The sequence below is a fragment of the Acinetobacter sp. AKBS16 genome (genome assembly GCF_002899995.1).
In the GTDB taxonomy this organism is placed as follows: Bacteria; Pseudomonadota; Gammaproteobacteria; order Pseudomonadales; family Moraxellaceae; genus Acinetobacter; species Acinetobacter baumannii.
The window spans coordinates 54660-77123 of record NZ_POYH01000007.1; the positions used below are offsets into that span (position 1 = coordinate 54660).

General features: G+C 41.0%; 15 protein-coding genes. 10 read left to right on the forward strand and 5 right to left on the reverse strand.

The window, feature by feature from the left end:
• Positions 1-562: 562 nt before the first annotated feature.
• The 3 genes from recD to C1642_RS01090 form a co-directional block, all read right to left on the reverse strand.
• A complete protein-coding gene (gene recD, locus C1642_RS01080; RefSeq protein WP_103235784.1) occupies positions 563-2314 on the reverse strand; it encodes an exodeoxyribonuclease V subunit alpha in 1752 nt (583 codons plus the stop codon).
• Between the two features lie 108 nt (positions 2315-2422).
• Positions 2423-6121 (reverse strand): UvrD-helicase domain-containing protein, encoded by a 3699-nt coding sequence (locus tag C1642_RS01085; RefSeq protein WP_213064243.1) that lies wholly within the window; start codon positions 6119-6121, stop codon positions 2423-2425.
• A gap of 3 nt (positions 6122-6124) precedes the next feature.
• Positions 6125-9760, reverse strand: a complete 3636-nt coding sequence (locus C1642_RS01090; protein ID WP_103235785.1) for an exodeoxyribonuclease V subunit gamma — start codon at positions 9758-9760, stop codon at positions 6125-6127.
• A 171-nt stretch (positions 9761-9931) separates the two neighbouring features.
• On the opposite strand from C1642_RS01090, the gene C1642_RS01095 reads away from it, so the two are divergent.
• Positions 9932-10438 (forward strand): hypothetical protein, encoded by a 507-nt coding sequence (locus tag C1642_RS01095; protein ID WP_000687235.1) that lies wholly within the window; start codon positions 9932-9934, stop codon positions 10436-10438.
• A 22-nt stretch (positions 10439-10460) separates the two neighbouring features.
• Here the strand turns inward: C1642_RS01095 and C1642_RS01100 are convergent, their stop codons facing one another.
• A complete protein-coding gene (locus C1642_RS01100; protein ID WP_000003544.1) occupies positions 10461-11879 on the reverse strand; it encodes a polyphosphate--AMP phosphotransferase in 1419 nt (472 codons plus the stop codon).
• Positions 11880-12086: 207 nt separating this feature from the next.
• On the opposite strand from C1642_RS01100, the gene C1642_RS01105 reads away from it, so the two are divergent.
• The 6 genes from C1642_RS01105 (at position 12087) to C1642_RS01130 (ending at position 18053) form a co-directional block, all read left to right on the forward strand.
• The gene (locus tag C1642_RS01105) at positions 12087-12794 is read left to right on the forward strand and encodes an FFLEELY motif protein (protein ID WP_103235786.1); all 708 of its coding nucleotides are present in this window, start codon (positions 12087-12089) and stop codon (positions 12792-12794) included.
• 148 nt (positions 12795-12942) lie between these two features.
• Complete coding sequence (gene ubiE / locus C1642_RS01110) at positions 12943-13890, forward strand: bifunctional demethylmenaquinone methyltransferase/2-methoxy-6-polyprenyl-1,4-benzoquinol methylase UbiE (RefSeq protein WP_000064213.1); 948 nt, start codon at positions 12943-12945, stop codon at positions 13888-13890.
• An 11-nt stretch (positions 13891-13901) separates the two neighbouring features.
• Positions 13902-14570, forward strand: a complete 669-nt coding sequence (locus tag C1642_RS01115) for a ubiquinone biosynthesis accessory factor UbiJ (protein ID WP_000269705.1) — start codon at positions 13902-13904, stop codon at positions 14568-14570.
• 12 nt (positions 14571-14582) lie between these two features.
• Positions 14583-16202, forward strand: coding sequence for an ABC1 kinase family protein (locus C1642_RS01120; RefSeq protein ID WP_000612218.1), 1620 nt, complete (start codon positions 14583-14585; stop codon positions 16200-16202).
• 124 nt (positions 16203-16326) lie between these two features.
• Positions 16327-17640, forward strand: coding sequence for an FAD-dependent oxidoreductase (locus tag C1642_RS01125; protein ID WP_103235787.1), 1314 nt, complete (start codon positions 16327-16329; stop codon positions 17638-17640).
• 26 nt (positions 17641-17666) lie between these two features.
• On the forward strand, positions 17667-18053 hold the full coding sequence (locus tag C1642_RS01130; RefSeq protein ID WP_000703170.1) for a VOC family protein: 387 nt from the start codon (positions 17667-17669) through the stop codon (positions 18051-18053).
• Between the two features lies 1 nt (position 18054).
• Here C1642_RS01130 and C1642_RS01135 read toward each other — a convergent pair whose 3' ends face one another.
• Positions 18055-18321: a hypothetical protein gene (locus C1642_RS01135; RefSeq protein ID WP_000357680.1), complete on the reverse strand. Its 267-nt coding sequence runs from the start codon at positions 18319-18321 to the stop codon at positions 18055-18057.
• A 213-nt stretch (positions 18322-18534) separates the two neighbouring features.
• Here C1642_RS01135 and hisIE point away from each other — a divergent pair, with 213 nt between their 5' ends.
• Genes hisIE through C1642_RS01150 form a run of 3 tightly spaced genes read left to right on the forward strand, consistent with a single transcriptional unit; the run spans position 18535 to position 22220 of the window.
• Positions 18535-19302: a bifunctional phosphoribosyl-AMP cyclohydrolase/phosphoribosyl-ATP diphosphatase HisIE gene (gene hisIE, locus C1642_RS01140; protein WP_000073502.1), complete on the forward strand. Its 768-nt coding sequence runs from the start codon at positions 18535-18537 to the stop codon at positions 19300-19302.
• Between the two features lie 9 nt (positions 19303-19311).
• Entirely contained in the window at positions 19312-20814 is a 1503-nt protein-coding gene (locus tag C1642_RS01145; protein WP_103235788.1) for a UvrD-helicase domain-containing protein, read from the forward strand.
• A 23-nt stretch (positions 20815-20837) separates the two neighbouring features.
• Positions 20838-22220, forward strand: a complete 1383-nt coding sequence (locus tag C1642_RS01150) for an AAA family ATPase (RefSeq protein ID WP_000764527.1) — start codon at positions 20838-20840, stop codon at positions 22218-22220.
• Positions 22221-22464 lie beyond the last annotated feature (244 nt).

Here is a 22464-nt window from a genome sequence, read left to right on the forward strand (position 1 = left end):
TTAGTTCTATTTCCTTATGGGATGTATTTTGTCATATCCAATTATGAAGAAAAGTAGTATTTTTCTTATCATCATGTAAGCGAAAACGTACAGGTCTGTCTAATATTTATCGTTTATCTGTAAATGCTAAATAACATACGGTTCTGTATAACATTTAACTTAACAATTCACGCAAAAAATGCTTATTTAAGAATCATATTACAAATAAATATATTAAAAATTATTGAGTTAAATAATTGATAATATAAGCAAGAAATAGGGTAAGCCATCTAAAGATTTATGCAGATATTTTGGTGGGGTTAAGACTTAAATATAAAAAAGCCCTGTAGTCTCTCCCAAAACTACAAGGCTTAGCGGCTGTAAGTTTCCTCTTTATTCACCTACATCATTGTAAGTTCGCAGTCTCTCGACTTAAGTTATTATTATTGTGCGATTTTGCCCGACATTCCTTGCCAAGCTCGTTGTGCGTTTATAATCTCAAAAACAGGGTGGGTTCTCTAGCAGCAAATATCTCGAATCCATGTAAGCTTTTTCTTACAAGGGTAAAAATATTAAGTTTGGCTTAACGAACTAACCGATTAACTTTTTCAACTAAACCGCTTTTTCTTGTCGTGCGAACTGTAAAAGATTGAAGTAACGCCTCTGGATCGACCAATAAACTCACTACTTTTTTGGCTCGTGTAATCGCAGTGTAGATCAACTCTTGGCTTAACAAATTCTTGGCAGCCTGATCAAGAACAACAGCTGTATGGGTAAATTCAGAACCTTGTGATTTGTGAATTGTTAAGGCAAATGCACTTTGAATACTTTTAGGTAGCCGATTTGCAGCAACCCACTTATTTAAACTTGGGAAATACACTTCAAACTGTTGCGGCTGGGTTCTATGTTCAAAACATAAACCAATGTCACCATTTGAAATACCGAGCTGGTAATCGTTATAGGTCATCATAACCGGACGGCCAACATACCATCCTCCTAAAGTCACAATACCTAGCTGTTGTTGTAACCAGCGTTCAGCATATTGATTAAGTTGCTGCAAACCAAATGGTCCATGACGTACGGCAGTTAAAATACGGTAGTCATCGAATGACTTAACGATATTTTCAATATGTTCAAGTGAACGATCATCTTGTATATAAGCTTTTAAGCTTTGCACATAGCCTTGAAAACCCACCATCAATTTTTGGTAGTAAGTTTCTAGCGCTATAGGGGACTCTTCGGGTAAATATTCAAGCTGAACCACATCGGGCATATCAGCTTCTAAAGGTATTGAACGTAACTCTGAAACTTGAACAATATCGATTTCAAATTGTTGTAAAACTTGCTCATGGTCAATTTGACTGGTTTGCATTTGAATAAATCGGGCAACCTGACCAATCAACGCCCCTTCCGCAAAACGACGGCTGGTTTGAAGGTGAACACGGTTTTCAGACAAAGCCTCGATTTGCTGTAAATCTGCAAGTACCGCTCCGACGTCTACAGAAGCAAGCTGGTTGGCATCGCCTAATAAAATAATTCGACAAGACTCAGGAACCGCTTCAAATAATAACGTTGCCAGATTTAAGTCCAGCATAGAGGCTTCATCCACCACAATAACGTCATAAGGCAAAGGCTGTTTTTGATTAAACCGTGGAGTTTGACTATGCCCCATACCTAATAATCGATGGATAGTTTGGGTACTTTGGTTTCTTAGCTCATCACTCATTAGCCCCGACTCAAGCAGTTTGGGATCATTAAACGAGTTTTGTAAGGCTTCTTGCATACGCTGTGCAGCTTTACCCGTCGGAGCAGCCATCGCTACACGAATATGTGGAATTGCCTGACTAAGCACAGCAATAATACGAGCAAGCGTATAGGTCTTACCTGTACCCGGCCCACCTGTAATAATACTTAAGCTCTGCCGAGTCACCATTTGCAAAGCAGCTCGCTGATGAGGATCAGTTAATAAGTCTAAATGCTCTTCACATGAAACAGGTTGAATTGGTTGTTGCTTTAATCGGCGAATTTGCTCAGCTAGACGTTGCTCTAGGTTCCAATATCGGTATAATGCCAACCCCTGCCCGTCGTGGACACAAGGGGCAACTTGAGACTTTGCTTGTTCAGCAGATATCACCAGTTGGCCAAGTGTTTCTATTTGCTCTGGGCTAATCTCAATACAACTGTCACCCTGCAAGCTCGCTTCAATTAGCTGCTGCAAAAAATAAGCTGCCTCTGGAGCTTGTGTCTGTGCAGTAAACGGGGCTTGATTTAGAAAGGTACTCCAAGTCGTTAACCAGCTTAAATCGCTTTGTTCAGGGCTATTTAGATTGTCCACACACTTATCCACCTAGTTTTCCACACGCTTGTCCACATGGTTATAGACAGGCTTATCCACACCCCAAGTGTTTGTTAATTCTAAAATTAGATCTTTTATCAGCATTTTTTATGCAATTTTATCCTCAGCAAAGTACCCTAAAATAGCATCGAGTCGTAGAACAAATTCTGTACTTGGCTGCCAATAATAATAACCCTGCTCAGCTTCGCCATTCATACCGCGCAAGTAAAGATAAGTCGCCCCACCTAAGTGTTGTTCAATATCATAATTCTGCATTTTGACTTTTAAATAACGATGTAACGCAACCAAATACAGGCCTGCTTGTAGCCAATAGCTGGCTAAAGACATACTTTGTGCAATACTTTCTACACTGTAATCAGCAAGGTTCTCACCCAAATAGTTACTCTTATAGTCAGCAATGTGATAACACTGCCCATCAAAATAAACCAAGTCTATCGAACCATTTAAATATCGTGCAGAACGAGCCTCTAATAACTCTGGCATTTCCATACCATATTCAGCAAACAGCTGCTGAATACGTTTCATGGCTAGTACACGATCTGACAGGGCCAAATAAAAAGGACACTCTGATAAATAGTGTTCTGGTTGCAACTGATTTAAACGAAAACCTTGATATAACGGCGTGCTTAAAATCTCTTGCAACCATTCGGCTACAGCGTGATAAAGCGAATATTCCGCTTCTTGTTCTTCGGGAAAGCTTTCTTGGTATTTGATTAATAAATCTTGCCACAAACTACTGTAGTCATTTTTAAAACGACGGCGTATTTCACTTACCCACTCATCTGAACATTGAAAATCAATATGCTCAAAAATTTCATGTAAGAAATTACCTGCGAGCGTCCCTCTCGGAAAATTGCTTTTGATCCAGTTAATTGGCTGTGCTGCGGGCGCCTCAACAGAAATAACCTGATCGAGTTCATCTTCGGCCAAAACAGCTTCATGGCTCTGACTCGCGAGTAAATCTGTACCTACTTTATGTCTTAAATGCTGTGCCAGATAACTAAAACTGGTTTTTCCTCTCGAATAAAAGCGCTGATCAGGAAAATGCTGCGCCTGTATCTCAATAATATTGATGTGTTGATTTAAATGTCTTGCAGCAGGTGGTTGCTCCAAAATTATTTCATCGGTACAACAACGGTGCTGGAATGGTTCAGCTCTGTTTTTCCAAAATGCCAAACCTGAAACAGACTTGCCATCTGTATCTTGTAAGAGCGCATAAACACGATGACTTGCCCGGGTTAAAGCAACGTACCATAGACGGTTTTGTTCCGCCAAAGCCCGTTCTTCATGCTGCTTCAACTCATTTTCGTTTAAATATGTTTTATCGGCAATCGCAACAACACGTTGTGTTAAAGTTTGAGTCGACTCCGGAACCGTTATATCTTGGGTCGAGAAGTTAAGTGTTTTGTTATTTTCCCGAAATGGCTTGTCGGCCCCGAGCAAAAAGACAATTTTAAACTCAAGACCTTTTGACTGGTGAATGGTCATGAGCTGCACGCCAGCTTCACTCGACAATCTACGCTCTAACTCCCATTCACGATCAAGCGGTGATTGTAATTGCTTGAGATACCAGTGATAGAGATTTTGCGCGCCCTGATATTTCTCGCTATGTTGGCTCAAAATTTCGGTCAAATGACGCAAGTTCACCACAACCCGCTCATTATCTTTACTCTGGACAGCAACCAGATTTTTCCAAATGCCAAATTGGTTTAAACATTGCTGCCATGCTACTAAAAAGCCCTGAGCTGACCACAATTCCCGAATAGTATCAAAACCCGTCATAAACTGGCTTAAACCTTCGGCCGTTTGTTCGAGTTGCAACAGCTGTTTAAGGTCCATAGCAAATAAACGGCTAATCAAAGCTCGTTTCACTTTGGCCTCATCGTAAGGATGAAGAATCGCAGTGAGTAAGGCTCCAACATCCTGAGCAATTGTGCAATCAAAAACACTTCGTTTTGATGGCCGATTAACTCGTATTCCTAAACGTTCTAATTCAAATTGAACTTTATCAAGACCATCATGATTACGCGACAAGACCGCAATATCATCTTCATTTAAGATTTGAGTCTGAGCATCTTTTTGAAAATAAAGTTGTCCTGCATGTGACTGATTGAGTAAATCACGTATTTTCCACGCGACTTGCTGTGCTTCCGTTTCCTTGTCTTTTAGCATGAGCCAACGTAAAGGATGCGGATTAGGCTGGTTTTGATCAATTAAAACCGGATGAGGTCGAGTCCCTGCCCGAATCGGGTCATATTGAACCTGTTCACCAAAGTCGATTTGCCTTTGAAATAAGGCATCAACCACTTCAACCAAGTCAGCGACTGAACGGTGGTTATGAATTAACTTATATTCGCGACCATGCTTTGCCTGAATATCTTTGTAGGCATTCAAGAAGGTGAGCATATCCCCACCACGGAAACCGTAAATTGCCTGCTTACGGTCACCCACCATAATCATGCAACCTTTTTGGTAACGTTCTGGATGACGCCAAATGCTGGCAAGCATGTCATCTTGGTCTTGGTTGGTGTCTTGAAACTCATCAACCAAAATTAAGGGGTATCGAGCCTGCACAAATACGGCGAAACGTTGCCCCTGCTCGCCCTTTAAAGCTTCTGACAAAGTGCGAATTTGCTGAGAAAAAGTCGTCTCGCCCTTGTTTTGTAAAACCTGTGGTAAACGTTTTTTAACCTCTACACACAAATAGGCTTTTAAATAAATATGAAGCTGATCGAACTGTTCAGCATAGTTTTTCAGCACACCAAACAACTGCTGAATCTGTTGAATACAAGGATGCTGATAAAATCCATCCGAAATTTCGGCAGGACATTTCTTGAAAACTTTCTGATCGGCAAGTTGGCCTAAAAACTTAAAAACGAGTTCCCGTTGTACTGCCAAAGACCCATCAAAAACTAAAATACTGTCGCTTTGCTTTAAAACTTGTAATAACTGTGGCAAACATTCACTAAATAACTTATTAAATGCTCCATTACGAAATATTGTGCCGCTTACATGTTTATAGTGTTCGCCATCAAGCGAGTAATATGGTTCTAGAAGACTGATATCAATTTCTGCTGCCAGCTGTTTGAGCTGAGCAAGCTGTTCAAACTGAATGGTAGGCTTTTCGGGAAGTTTAAAGTGAGCCGAACTAAAATTCAGTGAGTCTTCGACCAGTTTGACAAAACTGTCGACACTTTTTAACTCACCTGCCAGATACAACGCATCAATCACGGTTTGAGGCTGAGACTGTATCCATTCACGTAAAACATCATGAATCAGTTGTCGGCTATAGGTTTTAGCATCATCGGTAATTTGAGCACGTTCAATTTTGCCACTTTCAAAGGCAAACTCACGTAATAGCTTTTGGCTAAAGCTATCAAGTGTTCCGACAAACAGCTCATCTAACTGATCGATAACGAGCTTTAAACGCTCACAGGCATAGGCAATACGTGTCGCAAAATGCTTGAGAACATGTTGGAGTAATAAGTCAGATTCTTGCTCGGCCTGCAAAAGAATCTCTTTTTCAGTCAAGCTCCGCTTGGCATCTAAGTAACGGTAGGTTTCGACCAAACGTGCACGAATTCGGCTTTTTAACTCAGCCGCAGCCGCACGGGTAAAGGTGGTCGCAATGACTTGGCCCGGTAAATATTTCTCAAGAAAAATACGAACCATTAAACTCGACAGTGTATAGGTTTTCCCGGTACCCGCCGAAGCCTCAATTAAATGCAGTCCACTAAATTCAATATCAATAATAGGTTGATAAGACACCTGTACTCTTGAGTTCATGCCTTACTCCGAATGTTGAAATTGAAAAACCGGATGATACAGGTCATAGGCAAACTCATCACAAGCATGTTGAAGTAATGCTTGTGCATCTTGTTCTTGCAAAATGAAACGCCAGTCTTGATGTAACTTACACGCTTCATTTTGTGTCATATCGATAGAGGTAAATGTCCCCGTTTCATTCCAGTATTTTAACAGCTCCGCATAGCTCTTCTCATCCAGTTTTATTTTTTCTGTCGGATTTGTTGTTTCCCACTGATATGCCTTGGCTTTTTCAAGTGGCTTTAATAATAAAGCTGCTGGTAACACGAGTGGCTGCTGTTGAGCATAACGCCAGATTTTAAACCACGGTTGTAAATACTGCCGAGCTTGCTCTGAACTAATACCCTTACAGATGACGGTTTGGTCACTAAAAACCACAATGCGGCGTCTTTCAGCTCCTGCACTTCCTTCATTTAAATAGGCCAACCAAAGCAGGTACTCTAACCAGACTTTTGCACGTCTTTTTGCCCGAGCACTTGATGCTTCCATGCTGACCCAATCCTGAGTTTCAGATTTTGGCACCGTAATATTCATATGTAGCTGTTTGGCAATTCGCCACACACGCTGAGTCGTTTGTGTCACGGCTGGCGCATAATGATGAAGGCGCTCAAGCAAACATTCCTGCTCAAAAATGCCCTGTTGCCATGCGCTGTATTGAACTTTGCCTACAGGCAACTGATCAAGTAGGACTTCAGGCTGTGCCTGTTGTTCGTTTTGCTGTAAAAAATGTCGAATGGTATAACGTCCCAAACCATCTAAAAGCAAAGGTTCATTCTGATCTAATACGCTTACATTTCCTAAGTTTTCTACGCCCAAAGTTTTTAAATATAAGCGTGCGGGGAAAGTCACATCCTGTATCCACTGATGGCTGTCTAAAACCAACATGTCAGGTATTTCTAAAGGATAAGATATATTTGCCCAAGGCTTAAGAACACCGGAAGCTTGCTGAATTTGCATCGCCACGTTAAACCAGTGATCTTGATAACGAATATAGCGGTTCTCGGCCATAAAACCTTTAGGATCAAACGGCTGTAAATAATGTAAGTGATAGAGCTGTTTTAATTGAGAGGGAATTTCAATACCTTCAATCACTTCTCGATCGGGTGCATTTGGTTCTGGCTTTACAATAAGTGCAAGATGCTCACGGAACTCTTGAAGAATACTAGAAGGATCTCTCACCTCACCGTCATTGACATCAAAGCCGTTATAAAACAGCCATAAGTTTTCTTGAGCTAAAAGTAAGGCATCTAAGAAAGCACCTTGGTCATCCTCAAGACGGGAACGGTCACCTAATTGTTGACGTAAGGCATCCATCAAATCAAATGGCACATGGGTATCACGGTTTGGAAACTGCCCTGCATCAAGGTTCAACATCACAATTAAACGATAAGGCAAAGGACGAATTTGTCCAATCTGGGCAAAGGTAATCTGTCCAGTCGGTTCAGCTTGAGCCGTTTGATTTTCTAAAGTTCGCTGAATCTCATCTAGAATATAAGGCAAAGGCAAGGTGATTTTACGCAAGGTGCCTGTTTCTGTCTCGGCATAGTAGCTTGCGAGCGTTAACATACGCTCTTGTTTTTTTACAATTTCCCGCGCAGTTTTTAAAGCAGCCACACCGGCCTGCTCAAACTCGATAATATCTTGCGAGAGTATTTGCAGCCAGTATTCCACCGTATGACTTTTTTTCTGCTCATGCATAATGAGCCAGTCACGGCGTTCATTTAAATCTTGATAAATCTGAATGAGCGTACCAATAAGCTCAAAATCGCCCGGTTGAACCTTAGCGTAACTCAGCACCTGATTAAATGTAGCATGTTCGGGAATTGCTATGCCGAGCGCTAACCGCTCTAAAGCAAATTTAAAGCTATATCGATAATCATCATCGCCGTCACATAAACTACGTTTCAGATGCTCTGCATCAAGTCCACGTTTAAACCCTGCATCAGCAAGTAAAGTTAAAATTCGCTCTACTTGAGCATATTCAAGTGCATAACGCTGTTGAGTCACGTATAAACCAAGCCAGTCAGCAAACTCATCAAAGCTAAATCGCCCTTGCATAAGGTGAATACGCCCAATCACGGCACGCCATGCATTAAGTGCATCGAGTGAGGCAATACCTGCTATTTTGACAGGCAAATGCACACCTTGCTCAGTCGCTGTAGCAGGAAAAACACTTCGTATTAAAGGCTCTACTTCTGCCAAATTAGGAACTAAAACCAAAATATCATTTGGACGACGCGGCTGTTCGTGCGGTTTTGCCAACCAGCCAATCAATTGTTCTTTCAATACTTCAAGTTGCCGTAATGTCGAGTGGCAGACATGAATCTGAATTGAGTCATCGTTAGGGGCAAGTTCATACTGCTTTGCTTGGGGTTCCACCAAGTGCAAAATATCTGACTGAACTTTGCCAAGTAAACTTTCAGGAAAATCATCGACAAAAGCATCCACCCACTTACCTTCTTCACCTGTAGACAAGTTTGAGAGTAATGAGAAGTGGTCGCGGGCTTGTTTACCCAATCTTGTTAACAGTGGATGTCTTGACTCACGCGCCTCAGCATTAAAATTAAGCGTAAATTTATTAAAGAAATCGGCAATTTCCGCATCGGTCGCTTGGGGGTTCTTTGCTATAAAACGCTCTTTTACCCCTAAGTCATAGCGCTGTTTCCAGAGTGGGTCGACACTATCAGCCCAATATTCTTGCGAAGGGTTATAGTGCAAAATCAACACATCAATGTATTGCCCTAAACGGCGCAAAAACTGAAGCTGGCTGGGTGGTAAATCCAGTAAAGTAAAAATGACAATTTGCTGTGGCAAACGAGACAGTGCTTTCTTCTGGCGCTCAGGATGTTCTAATTCCTGCCAGAATAATTCGTCAATTTGCTGCATTTGCATAAAATCATCATGAAAATGCTGCTGCCATAACCAGCGCTGCCAACGTTCTAACTCTTGGGTTTGCTGCAAAGTAAATGCCGAAACTTCTTTATCTTTATGGGCAATATACTTTTCGATATCGAGTGATCGCCCTTGTCCCCATGCTGCTAACCAGTTATTTGGACAAGTACACATATTTTCACAACCACGCTGGCACTGTCCCCGATAGACCATGTAGTTACTAAATAAATCGGCAACCTGCTCAGCAACCCAATACAACATTTTTTGTTTTTTTAGTTGCTTCTCAATACCTTGTTCAAGCCGATCTGCGCTGTCATAAATACGTTGAACAATAGAATGCAGTGGATGAGAGCTATCTATGCTCATAACATCAGGCTGAATAAATTCCTGTAAGGCTTGATGTACACGCCATTTAAAAATCAAGCGTGGAATATTGGCTTTACGAACCTGTTCCTTATGCGCCGTGAGGACCTGTTGATAGGCATACCATTGAAACCCGCGCACACGTTGGTGAAACTGGTAATTGGCACTCATTCCTTGCTGTTCTGCAAGTTTTTGTATCAGCCATTGCTCGATGGCAGGACTTGGCACAATGAAATGCTGGGCTTTCAAAACCTGTAATGGATGCGTTGACGGCTGGGACGTAGATGCCAGTACGCCCTGCAACAACACATCAATACGTTGACTTTGAATAACATGGATACCCATTTATTTCATATCCTACTCGCATAATTTATGCACAAAATCATAAACATTCATTACTATACAACTGAATCTGACTATGTCACGTTGGTTTAAACACAGCATAATCTCATTTTAGGTGTCACTTACCTTGTGTTGGCAAGGCACCTTCAAGGAACACATTACAGGTAAAACATTATGAAAATTGATAACATTCCTGACTATATTGATCCTAGCCTAAATCTGGAACAAATTCGCGATGAGTGCCAAGAACTCATTCAGAAAAGAGCTTACGTCTCTGCTGGTGCAGCAATTGTACCCATTCCTTTTTTTGACGTGGTAGTAGATTTGGGAATTTTGTCACAGCTTATTCCCGATATTAATTCCCGTTTTGGTTTAGCGCCTGAACATGTCAGTGTCTATGATCCAAAAACAAAAACAATTCACTGGGATGAATTACGAAAACGCGGCTTTCAATTTTCAGGCTTTGTGGTCGCTCGCACTACCGTTAAAAAAACCTTTAACGGTTTCTTTGGAAAGATTGTTACCAAACAAGTGACAAAATTCGTTCCACTAGGTGGGCAACTTGTCGCAGCAAGTTTAGGCTATTTTATGATGAAAAAAATAGCCCAAACTCATCTTAATGACAGCTACAACCTTGCTAAACGTATTCAACAAAAAAGTCGTGGCGCGGTTGTAAACTAAAATCCAACTTACGGCTGAGAGTTTAATCTGCTCTCAGCTGTTTTAAAATAGCTCTTAACACTTCCAAGCGTGCAGTATATTTATCGTCTGTTGCGACAATATACCAAGGCGCATATTCGGTACTGGTCCGCTCAAACATATCTGCGGCCGCCTTTAAATAATCATCCCACTTATCACGGTTACGCCAATCTTCGGCAGTAATTTTAAAGCGTTTGTGCGGTGTCTCTTCTCTGGCTTTAAAACGTTGCTCTTGCTCATCTTTACTAATTGCCAGCCAAATTTTTACCACAATCGTTTGACTATCAAATAAGTCTTTTTCAAAGCGATTGATTTCGTCATATGCCCTTTGCCATTCAATAGGTGAAGCAAATCCTTCAACACGCTCTACCAGCACACGGCCATACCAGGTACGGTCAAAAATGGTAATTTTTTCAGCTTCATTAATACGATTCCAAAAACGCCACAAATACGGGTGTCTTGCTTCGAAACGTTCAGGCGCCCCAATACAGTGAATATCATATTCACGCGGGTCTAAGTTTTTAACAATTCGCTTGATAGCTCCCCCTTTACCCGCAGCATCCATCCCTTCAAATGCAATCACCACATTGCGTTTATCAAAGCGCATGGTATCGGCAATTTTTTTACTGAGTTTATCAAGCTCTTTTTTATATTCGGCTTTATCCATTTTTTCCTGAGCAGGTTTTAATAAACTCTCAGGAATTTTTGCCTGTTGCCATTTACCTTTGACTTCAGTTTCATGTTCAGGCAGCTGACGCATGTGTTGTAAAAGATACTGAGCAAAAAATTGATCACGCTGTTTTTCATCTTCACCATCAATAATGTACCAATCGTCGGTAAAGCGACGGCGTAACTTTTGCAAAGTGTCATATTGTTTTTTATTACGCCAGTCTAGGCCATGAAGCTTATGCCAATGTTGCTCTGACGGGTCTATTTTGTCTAAACGTTTTTGTAGTGATTTCCATGAAAGATCAAACCAGACCTTAATGACATCGACATAGTTATTTTTTAAATCTTGCTCAAATGCCCGCATATTTTCAACATAGGCATCAAAACGCGCATCATCCAAAGGTTCTGACACATGAGTTGCCGTAACCAACAAATCGCTATACCAGTTGCCAAACATCACCACAATTTGGCCTTCGGTCGGAATAAATGCTGAATAAGACTGCCAGAATGCTTCAGAGTCTGTCAGCACACGTGGTGCATCTGCTTTTACCCGCAGATATCTTGGATCTAGCCACTCACGAAGCTGTTTAACCGCTTCCCCTTTTCCAGCTAACTCGATACCACTCATTAAAATGAGTGTGCTTTTGGCATTGGGTTTCCCTCGGCTTTCTTTTAAAGCATATTGTGCTTCAATTAAATCAACTGAAAGCTGTTCTTCGTCTCGTATTTCAAATTTTGGTTGTTGTTCACTCATGGTCCACTGCTCTAATCTTTTTATTTAATTTCGCCATTATTTAACTTATGCGCTTGGGTGATGAATTGCTATACAAATTATGTCATTGCAACACGATTTAACCTGAAAATTGACGCATAAATCATTTTTTTTACATCTACTCGCCATAGTAGAAGGTTACAATGCCTCTTATGATTTTTTGTAAATAGCCCAATATTAGAGCCTTACATGTCTAAACTCGCTGCTTTTGATGAACTTTTACAACAATATAAAACATTTAATTATCACGACAATCCAGTGCTTGCCCAACGTTTGCAAGATGTACAAACATGGCTAAAAGAACGGATGAAAGAGACGCATCACGACTTTTTTAATATGCCAGAACACAAACTGATGGCTCAGTACTTTTTAAACCGTTTATATGGTGGACCAGAGTTCGATGCACTTGCAGCACAAATTGAACGTTTATTGAAATATGCACATAAAGCAGAAAAGGTTTTACCTGAAAACGCAATTAAGACAGGTACAAAGTCGGTAAGTTTGGCTGTACTTGCCACTCAACTTGATGAACAAGTAGCAATGCAGCTTCTTGAAGACTATCCGGCAGATACTGTACTTACCGACGAGATCATGCGCTTAACCTTAATCAAGCTTGATCAGGCCGAAGCCCGTTACCAGCAGCTTGCCCTTCTTGACGATTTAGGAGCAGCACTCGATAAATACATGCGTTCATTTATGATGTTTACTGCTTTTAAAATGTGTAAAGGTATTGCACAAAAATATCACTTCGAATTGATGTATGATTTTATTCAAGATGGTTTTAGCGCAATGAAACCTTTAAAATCGGCTGAGGCCTTTATTAAAACTTTTACGGAAAAAGAACGCCAGATTGTTGAAAAAGTACATTCAGGACATCCGAATCCGTTTAGAGTGTGATAAGGTCGGCACATAGAAAAAACTCAACCTCACGAAGTTGAGATTTTATTCATTATATTTGCATGATGATGCCTGTAAAAATAGACAAAATCTGTCATCATGCAGAACTTATTCCGTTTCACTTGAGTTTGAGTCTAGGAGAGACAATATGTCTAACGAAAACCAAAAGCCAACATCTCCAACTGAGCAGGCACAAAGTTCAGACAAAGTTAGCCCATTCCTAAGCTCACCGTTACCTCAAGGTACCCCTCAAGGGCAACAACAATCTTTACAGCAAACCTTAACAGATACACCTGTTAGCGGTTCTGTACCGAAATACAATTTACCACGTGGTGCAGGCAACACTGGCAACGTTGGTGAAACAACACACTTTGGTTATTCAACAGTTCGAACTGAAGACAAAGCACAAAAAGTTGCTGAAGTTTTCCACTCGGTTGCAAGCAAATATGACCTTATGAATGACTTGATGTCATTTGGTATTCACCGTTTATGGAAACGCTTTGCAATTAACATGTCTGGTGTTCGCCGTGGTCAACATGTGTTAGACATTGCTGGTGGTACAGGCGACTTAGCAAAAGTATTTAGCCGTGAAGTTGGCCCGCAGGGTCATGTGGTACTTTCAGACATTAACGAATCTATGCTCAATGTTGGCCGTGATCGTCTAATTGATGCAGGCTGTACCAATGTCGATTTTGTACTTGCCAATGCAGAAACTTTAGAACCTTTTGCAGACAACAGCTTTGACCTTGTAACCATTAGCTTTGGTTTACGTAACGTGACAGATAAAGACGCAGCGCTTGCTTCTATGTTCCGTGTACTTAAGCCGGGTGGCCGTTTACTTGTTCTTGAGTTCTCTAAACCAGTATTTGAGCCATTCTCAAAACTTTATGACCTCTACTCATTCACTGCTTTACCGATTATGGGTAAATTGGTTGCTAATGACTCAGAAAGTTATAAGTACTTGGCTGAATCAATTCGCATGCACCCAGACCAACGTACCTTAAAAGGGATGATGGAAAATGCTGGCTTCCAGAATTGTGATTATCACAACCTGACTGGCGGTATTGTTGCTGTTCACCGCGGTTTTAAATTGTAAGGGATAACGATATGTGGTCGATTCTGGCACTCGGTGCAGTCGAACGTATCATTCATCATCTGATCGATCTGGATGCATTAACCCGCATTCAGCTCAATCAGCTACAGGGCAAAATGTTGCGTGTTATCATCGATAGCCCGCAACTTTCTGTTGATGTATTCTTTGACCAAGAAAAAGTACGTCTTGAACCTACCGTTACAGGGCACAGTGAAAAGCCATCTATTTTTGAGCAGCGCCCTTTTGATCCACAATTTAAAATTTCTGAAGCCACTGCAACTTTGCATGTCAAAGATGTGGTTGAACTGATCAAATTATTATTAAGCGATCCAGACCAGATTGGTAATATCCCGCTTCAAGGTGATTATCACCTCTTGCAGGATATTCAAAAAATTATGCAGCAAGCTGAACCTGATTTAGCTGCGCATCTATCAAAATGGGTTGGTCCTCAACTCGCTCACGAAATCGGTAAGATTCAACTTGCACCAAAACATTTAAAACGCTCTCTTCAAAGTCATCTATTTTTTGCTGAAGATGCCTTAAAAGAAGACAGCGGTTTATTTGCCCCACGTTGGGAAATGGACGATTTAAATCAGGCTACGCGTAAGCTTAATCAAGACATTGATCGTCTAGAAGCTAAATTGCAGCAGCTCAATGCACAACTACAACCCACTCAAGACTAGGTAAGACTTTATATGATTCCGCACGTTTCACGTTTACTCGAACTTTGGCGTATTGCAGCGCACTATAGACTCGATACGTTGTTCCCTGCGGATGAATTACCTGTTAAAGCTAAGCATGCATTGAACATTATAAAAATGCATCCGGCAGCATGGTCTAGTCGTGAACGTAAAAATCCTTTAAAGCTTAAAGAAGCTTTAGAAGATATGGGGCCGCTTGCAATTAAGCTTGGACAACTCCTGTCAACCCGCCGTGATTTGATTCCACCTGAAATACTCGCCCAACTGGTTTTACTTCAAGATCAGGTCAAACCTTTTGATGGAGAAGTTGCCAAACAACGTATTCAAGATTCTTTAAAGGCAGACGTAAATACACTGTTTGCCCGCTTTGATGATCAACCACTTGCAGCAGCCTCAATTGCACAAGTCCATACAGCGGCGCTACATGATGGACGTGAAGTTGTTGTTAAAGTTACTCGTCCAGACATTCGTAGCCAGATTTTACAAGACTTTGAAATTCTGGCTTGGCTAGGCAACACCTTAGAAAGTCGTCTTGAAGCTGCCCGTGCATTACATTTATCTGAAATTATTCAAGACTACCGCCAAATCATTTTAAATGAGCTGGACTTGAGTATTGAGGCAGATAACACCCGTCGTATGCGCCATTACTTCACTGGTTCAACCATGATGTATGTGCCAGAAGTCTACATGGACACCAAAGATGTCATGGTGGCTGAGCGTATTACCGGTGTCCCTATTTCAGATACGGCAACCTTTGACCGTTTAGGTATGGACCGCGCACAACTTGCAGAAAAAGGGTTAACCATTTTCTTTACGCAAGTATTCCGCGATAACTTTTTCCATGCCGACATGCACCCCGGCAATGTCTTTGTAGAAACCATCAACCCAAGCAATCCACGCTTTATTGCACTGGACTGTGCAATTATGGGTGAGCTTTCTAAGCACGACCAAATGACGGTTGCCCGCATGTTGCTTGCTGTCATGAACAGCAACTTTATGCAGCTCATTCAAATTGTGCATCAAGCTGGCTGGATTCCACCGGGTACAGATCAAGACGCGTTAGCACGTGAAATGCGCCGCACTGTTGGGCCAATGGTGTCTAAACCAATGGATCAACTTGATTTTGCGGGTATCTTAATTCAAGTGATGGATATTGCCCGTCGCTTCCATTTAGAAATCCCGCCACAGCTCATGCTACTACTCAAAACTTTAGTGCATGTAGAAGGCCTAGGTACGGACCTTTATCCGCAGCTCGACATCTGGAAATTGGCAAAACCAATTTTGACAGAATGGGTCAAATCTAATATGAACCCAGTCAAAAATGTAAAAGAGCTTGGTCAGCAATTACCTGATCTGCTTTTAGGCGCTCAAGATTTCCCAAGTTTAATTATTGATAGCTTAAATGGTTTAAAAAATCAGTCTGCTTGGCAAGACCGTCAGTTACGTGAAATTCAACAGCTTCGTTTACAAATGGAACACCAACAACGTCGTAGCTGGATGTTTGGCAGTACTATGCTGATTTTGCTAACTATTGCGATTATTAGCCCTTGGTTTGTATCTATTATTTTGATTGTGTTGAGCAGCTTATTGGCGCTTTGGCGTGTATTGAAATAACTTCCAAGTCCCTTGCGCATGCAAGGGATTTTTTTATGGGTAAAACTTATAATTTAAAAAAATATAGATCGATTATCCGTTCATTGCTAAATTTAGTTTTATGAATGCTTGAAAAGAACAAACAATGAAAACACCTCATTTTGCCATTATTGGTGCAGGCACGGCAGGTTTAGCCACTGCGATTTTGCTCGCCCGTGAAGGCAACCACGTTACTATTTTTGAACAAGTTGATGAGTTATCTCCAGTAGGTGCAGGTTTACTGCTACAACCTGCGGGCTTAGCCGTATTTGAGCACTTAGGTGTGCTCGACAAAGCCCTAACCTTAGGTGCGAAAGTCACAGGCTTAGAAGGACAACTTCCAGACAAGCGTCTTTTAGTTAACAGTCACTATCGCGAAGCATCAACAAATCTTTATGGTCTAGGTATACACCGAGCCACTTTATGTCACGTTCTCACTCAAAAACTTAGCGAATATTCAAGCCAGATTACTTGGTGCATGAATCATTCCGTTGAAAGTTTTGTAGAACATAACGATGAAGTTCGGCTATTCGGCAGTCATCAAAACCAAAAGTTTGATGCTTGCTTTGATGGCCTACTCATTGCCAATGGTGCTCGTAGTCAATTACGTCCTAAAGCATGGGTAAAGGTTGACAAAGCTTATCCTTGGGGGGCTGCGTGGAGTATCGTGCCCGAGTGCCAAGTCCTCGATCCTGAAATTCTGCATCAATTTTATGATCGCTCGAAAATTATGATGGGAATTCTTCCTACGGGAGCGATTCCAACCGAACCTCAACAGCGCCTTTCAAGTGTTTTTTGGAGCTTACCTACGCCACAATTACAAAGCTTTTTGCAAGATGAGCAGGCTAAACAAGCTTGGTTAAAGCAAGTCACAGAACGTTGGCCCAAAGTTGCAGAGTGGCTCAAAGAAATTTTGTATATCAGTCAAACTCAGCCCAAATGGCTATCTGCAAACTATCGTGATGTCGTCATGACTCAATTTGGTCAAGGTCGAATTGGGGTAATTGGAGATGCAGCTCATGCGATGAGCCCACAGTTGGGACAAGGGGCCAATATGGCATTATTAGATGCTTGGGCTTTTTCTCAATCATTGCGACATGCTCAAAAAAACCAGAATATTGATTGGTCCCTGCTCTGGCAGCATTATCACCAGCTTCGCGGTTCATCTACCCAGTTTTATCAATTTCTTAGTCGCTTACTAACACCACTTTATCAATCTGACCATTGGTGGGCGGGAGGTTTAAGAGATTTAGTTTTCCCTTGGATGTATCAAATTCCTTATTTTCGAAAAGAAATGGCCATCACAATTTCAGGTTTAAAGGCAGGGCCATTCCGCCATCTTGAATATGATCAAGTAGCTCAATTGCCTAAAGAAAACAGTGCATTTCATTTAGAAAGCCAATCTTTGTCTGACTATTAACCCCACCAAATAATAGTGATTAACACATGAAAATCAGCCATCTTGATCATCTTGTTTTAACTGTCTCAAATATTGAATCTACCTGTCATTTCTATCAAACCGTATTGGGGTTTGAAGTCATCACGTTTAAAGGTGATAGAAAGGCTCTAAAGTTTGGAAATCAAAAGATAAATTTACACCAGCAAGGCAACGGGTTTGAACCGAAGGCATTACAGCCGACTCCCGGATCTGCTGACTTGTGTTTTATTTCAGACACTCCCATTTCAGAAGTGGTTGCACACCTTAATCAATTAAATATTCAAATTGAAGAAGGTCCGATTGAGCGTACTGGTGCAATGCATCCTATTCTTTCAGTTTATATTCGCGATCCAGATCAAAATTTGATTGAGATTTCAAACAACATAAGGTTATAAGTTATTTAAAATTTACAGGGATATTTTGTAATTGTTTTTTAATATCCCAATCTTTGGGTTTCTCTTTTAATTTCCACCAATTAGCACCTACCTCTAACCATTTATTGCGGTACGCTTTTACAGATTCTTTAGTATAATCCTCATATCCAAATTCAACACCACAACAATCACAAATATTAAAGTTTGGGTCTTCGCCACTTTCCCCCCACGGCTCTTCATCTTGTATAAGACCACATACTCGACAAGCAAAATTTTCTATTTTGTCCAAGACTTATTTTCCTAAGTTATAACAATATGCTTAGATAATTTTACAATAGCTATGGCTTCACAAATCAAAATTAATTTAAACAACTCTTAAACTACAATTTACTAGTGTCCATCTTATAGACAAATCATATAACCGATTTTTTATACGACAAGCATAGCCAACCCTAAGCACAAGCGCTACACTAGCTCATTTCCACTGAATGGATTTCCGCTCATGTCAAACTGGTTAGATGAAGTTAAATTTGATTCCAATGGTCTTATCCCTGCCATTGCTCAACATCATCAAACCGGACGTATTTTGATGGTGGCGTGGATGAACCGTGAATCACTTGCACTCACAGCAGAAAAAAATCAGGCTGTGTATTTCTCCCGTTCTCGCCAAAAACTTTGGCACAAGGGTGAAGAATCAGGCCATTTCCAAACGGTTTATGAAATTCGTCTGGACTGCGATGGCGACGTGATTGTATTACAGGTTGAGCAACATGGCGGTATCGCATGTCATACAGGTCGTGAGTCTTGTTTCTACCGTAAACTCACCCCACAGGGCTGGGAAATTGTCGATGCACAGTTAAAAGACCCTACTGCAATTTACGGTGACAAAGCCAAAGCTGAAAGTCACGATCATGCTCATATTACTGAACAAGTGGATGTACTTGCTCACTTAGGGCAATTGATGCAAGAGCGTAAGCAAGCAGAAGCAGACACTTCATATGTTGCAAGCCTCTACAAAAAAGGCATCAATAAAATTCTAGAAAAAGTCGGCGAAGAAGGCGTAGAAACCATTATTGCTGCGAAAGACTACGCAGCTCAAAATACAGAAAGCAATTTAAATGACTTGATTTATGAAACTGCCGATTTGTGGTTCCATAGTATTGTCATGTTGGGTTATTTCGATCTTAATCCACAACTTATTATTGACGAGTTAGGTCGTCGTCAGGGTTTATCTGGTTTAGTTGAAAAAGCTAACCGCAATAAGGTTTAAAATCACTCAGTGTCGAATATCGAAAAACCTAAAGCCACCTATGAGCAAGCAATTGCCATAGATAACGCACGTCTTGGGCAATCATTTAAAGTGATTGCCTATGCGGGCACAGGTAAAACTACTACGTTACAAATGATTAGTGATGCCATGCCTGAACGGCGTGGTATGTATTTGGCTTTTAACAAAGCCATTGCTGGTGAAGCTCAAAACAAATTTCATCGCAATGTAGATTGCCGTACTTTTCACTCACTCGCCTTCCGCAGTGTGCCACGTGGCGTAACTGATAAATTACGCTTACCTCGCTTAAGCCCAAGCTTTATTGCAAAAGAATATCGACTAGAACCGATTACCCTACGTCGAATGATGGGTGGACGTTATGAAAAATACGTCTTAATGCCAAGTCGCCTCGCAAGCCTTGTCGCCAATGCGGTGAGCTATTTCTGTTCGACCAGTTCTCAATATCCAGCGCCTCGACATATTCAGGCGCCAAACTGGTTACATCCAGACGATGTTACTGCACTTCAAACTCACCTTTACCCTGCTGTAGAACGCCGCTGGCTAGAGTCCATCGACCCAAGTCATCAAGCGGGAATTGGTCACGATATTTACCTCAAACTTTGGGCATTGTCTGAGCCTAATATTCCGGCCGATTATGTCTTATTTGATGAAGCACAAGATGCTGACCCTTTAATGCTGGGTATATTACTTCGTCAAAAAAGTACGCAGGTTATTTATGTAGGCGATGCACATCAGCAAATCTACGCGTGGCGCGGTGCAGTAAATGCCATGCAACAACTGCCTTTGCCAGAGTCTCGCCTAACGACCTCTTTTCGTTTTGGGGAGGCAATTGCCGATGTCGCCAATGCGTTATTAGGTGGCTTAAATGAGACAGTTCCTTTGCTTGGTAATCCGAACCAGAAATCAAGTGTAGTCAATAAACCGCATACAAAAATGCGTGATGCGATTTTGTGTCGTACCAATGCTCGCGCAATGGAGCTGTTATTGGCAGGCTTAGTTCACGGCGATAAAGTGAGTTTGCAAGCTGACCATCAAAAACTAAACCGTTTTGTAGATGCTGCAAGCCTCTTAAAGCAAGGGAAACGAGTTACTGACGTTCCTGAGTTGGCATGGTTTAACTCATGGCATGATGTTCATGAGTACTGCGAAACCAATGAAGGAAGCGATATTAAACCATTGGTTAAGCTGGTAGATGATCACGGCACTGACCCATTAAAAAAAGCACTTGCAAAGATTACTCCCCTTGAGCAAGCTGACTATGTCATCTCGACTGCCCATAAAGCGAAAGGGCTAGAATGGAACCGTGTCCATATTGAAGACGACTATCAATTTAAAATTAATGGATTAGAGCATAAGATTACAGATGAAGAGTTAAGATTACTGTACGTGGCCTGTACTCGTGCTAAAGTAAGTCTAAATATCCATCATCTTTATGATCTGATACAACAATTAAAACTAAGGGCGCCTTTAAGTCTTCGTCAGTCGGTTGGTTGAAGCGCTCATAATTAGGTGAGCCTATGAAACTTGAATCTATCCAATTTAAACATATTGCTCTGTTTCATGACCTAAAAATACAGTTTCAATATGACAAACAACCGATTACTTTAATTTTAGGCGAGCAAGCAACTGGCAAAAGTATGCTACTCAAGCATATTTATCATGCTTTAACATGGTTTCCTGCGCGCCTTAAAGATGCACGTACACCAGGCATTGTCATGCCAGATCAGGACATTAGCCATTCTCGTTTGCAATCTAAAATAGAAGTCAGCATCCAGATTCCACCGGAATTTGGACAGCTCCCTGAAACCACTTCAACCCAGCAAACCGACACATCTCTTTGTAGCTGGAAACTGTTCAAGACCTTAAATTCAAGTGGTGTAGGGATTAGTCAAGTTGAAACCCAGCAGCTCGATCAAACCATTACCCTTTATCATCAAGTCACAAGAAAAGACCCACTTCAAGGTCTTCCCTTACTCGCTTATTATCCGTCAGAGCGGTTTGTTAACGATATAAATTTACTGAATAAAAATTTACCGGGTATTACTCAGTCTATTTCTGCTTATGACATTAGCTTCATTCCGTTTACCACTTTCGCCCGTTTTTTTGAGTGGTTACGTGAAATTAGCGATATTGAAAATGCACAAGCGGCTCATGTTGTGCAGCGAATTATTTCAAAACAATCCAATTCACAAGATCAGGAAGAAATTTTACGTCAGCTACAACTTGAATTGGCAGGACATCCTAAACAGCTTCCTTCACCTAATTTGTACGCATTAAAATCGGCATTAAAGATTATTTTTCCTGAGCTTGAAGACTTTTATTTGCAATATCACCCAAAACTTCAACTTATGGCACATTACAAGGGTGAAGTCTTGGCCTTTCAACAACTTTCCAATACCACTAAAACATGGATTGCACTCGTAGGCGATGTGGTTCGCAGGCTTTGTTTGCTCAATCCGTTGAGCTTAGACCCTTGTCTTGAAGGTGAAGGCGTTTTGTTAATTGACCAGATCGATTCACAACTAGATGCAGCACATTGCTCAGAAATTTTAAATCGTCTTCATCGCGCATTCCCACGCTTACAAATTATTGTGACCGGAAGCCGTGAAGAATTGCTTGAACATGCAGCCGTATATCAATGTTTTAAATTAGAGCATGGAAAAATAAGTCCACTTGATTTAAGTACGACTCAGCAGCAACTCGAACATCTTTATACGTTATTACAACGAGATGAAGCGTTAACGCCGCATATAGATCCCCTACCGCTTGATACCGAGCCAGCAACAACTCAAATTGATAGTTTGTACCAACAAATCCAAAATCTAAATGAACAGCAAAAAAATGAATTATTACGTATGATTCATGCAGGAGACACCTCGGAAGAAACCTCCTCTCTTTAAAATTTATTATCCATTTCGCTCAATTTTTATAATAAAACCGAATTCGCTAAATATATGATGAAATCTGGTTTTTTGAGCTGGAAAATCACTAGATGTTGTTACCACATGTAATAACATCAGATTTTTAATGATTTTTTAGTGTACAATAAATTTCATTTTGCGTTTTTATTATTCAAGTTGCGCAATACAACTTGTTTCTCGCTTTATTTTTCTAATTTGGTCGGGTTTTCAGAATATAAGCTTT

Coding starts and splice junctions, on each gene's coding strand:
- C1642_RS01085 (WP_213064243.1), bottom strand. CDS start 6,121: ATGAACTCAAGAGTACAGGTGTCTTATCAACCTATTATTGATATTGAA.
- C1642_RS01090 (WP_103235785.1), bottom strand. CDS start 9,760: ATGGGTATCCATGTTATTCAAAGTCAACGTATTGATGTGTTGTTGCAG.
- C1642_RS01095 (WP_000687235.1), top strand. CDS start 9,932: ATGAAAATTGATAACATTCCTGACTATATTGATCCTAGCCTAAATCTG.
- C1642_RS01100 (WP_000003544.1), bottom strand. CDS start 11,879: ATGAGTGAACAACAACCAAAATTTGAAATACGAGACGAAGAACAGCTT.
- C1642_RS01105 (WP_103235786.1), top strand. CDS start 12,087: ATGTCTAAACTCGCTGCTTTTGATGAACTTTTACAACAATATAAAACA.
- ubiE (WP_000064213.1), top strand. CDS start 12,943: ATGTCTAACGAAAACCAAAAGCCAACATCTCCAACTGAGCAGGCACAA.
- C1642_RS01115 (WP_000269705.1), top strand. CDS start 13,902: ATGTGGTCGATTCTGGCACTCGGTGCAGTCGAACGTATCATTCATCAT.
- C1642_RS01120 (WP_000612218.1), top strand. CDS start 14,583: ATGATTCCGCACGTTTCACGTTTACTCGAACTTTGGCGTATTGCAGCG.
- C1642_RS01125 (WP_103235787.1), top strand. CDS start 16,327: ATGAAAACACCTCATTTTGCCATTATTGGTGCAGGCACGGCAGGTTTA.
- C1642_RS01130 (WP_000703170.1), top strand. CDS start 17,667: ATGAAAATCAGCCATCTTGATCATCTTGTTTTAACTGTCTCAAATATT.
- hisIE (WP_000073502.1), top strand. CDS start 18,535: ATGTCAAACTGGTTAGATGAAGTTAAATTTGATTCCAATGGTCTTATC.
- C1642_RS01150 (WP_000764527.1), top strand. CDS start 20,838: ATGAAACTTGAATCTATCCAATTTAAACATATTGCTCTGTTTCATGAC.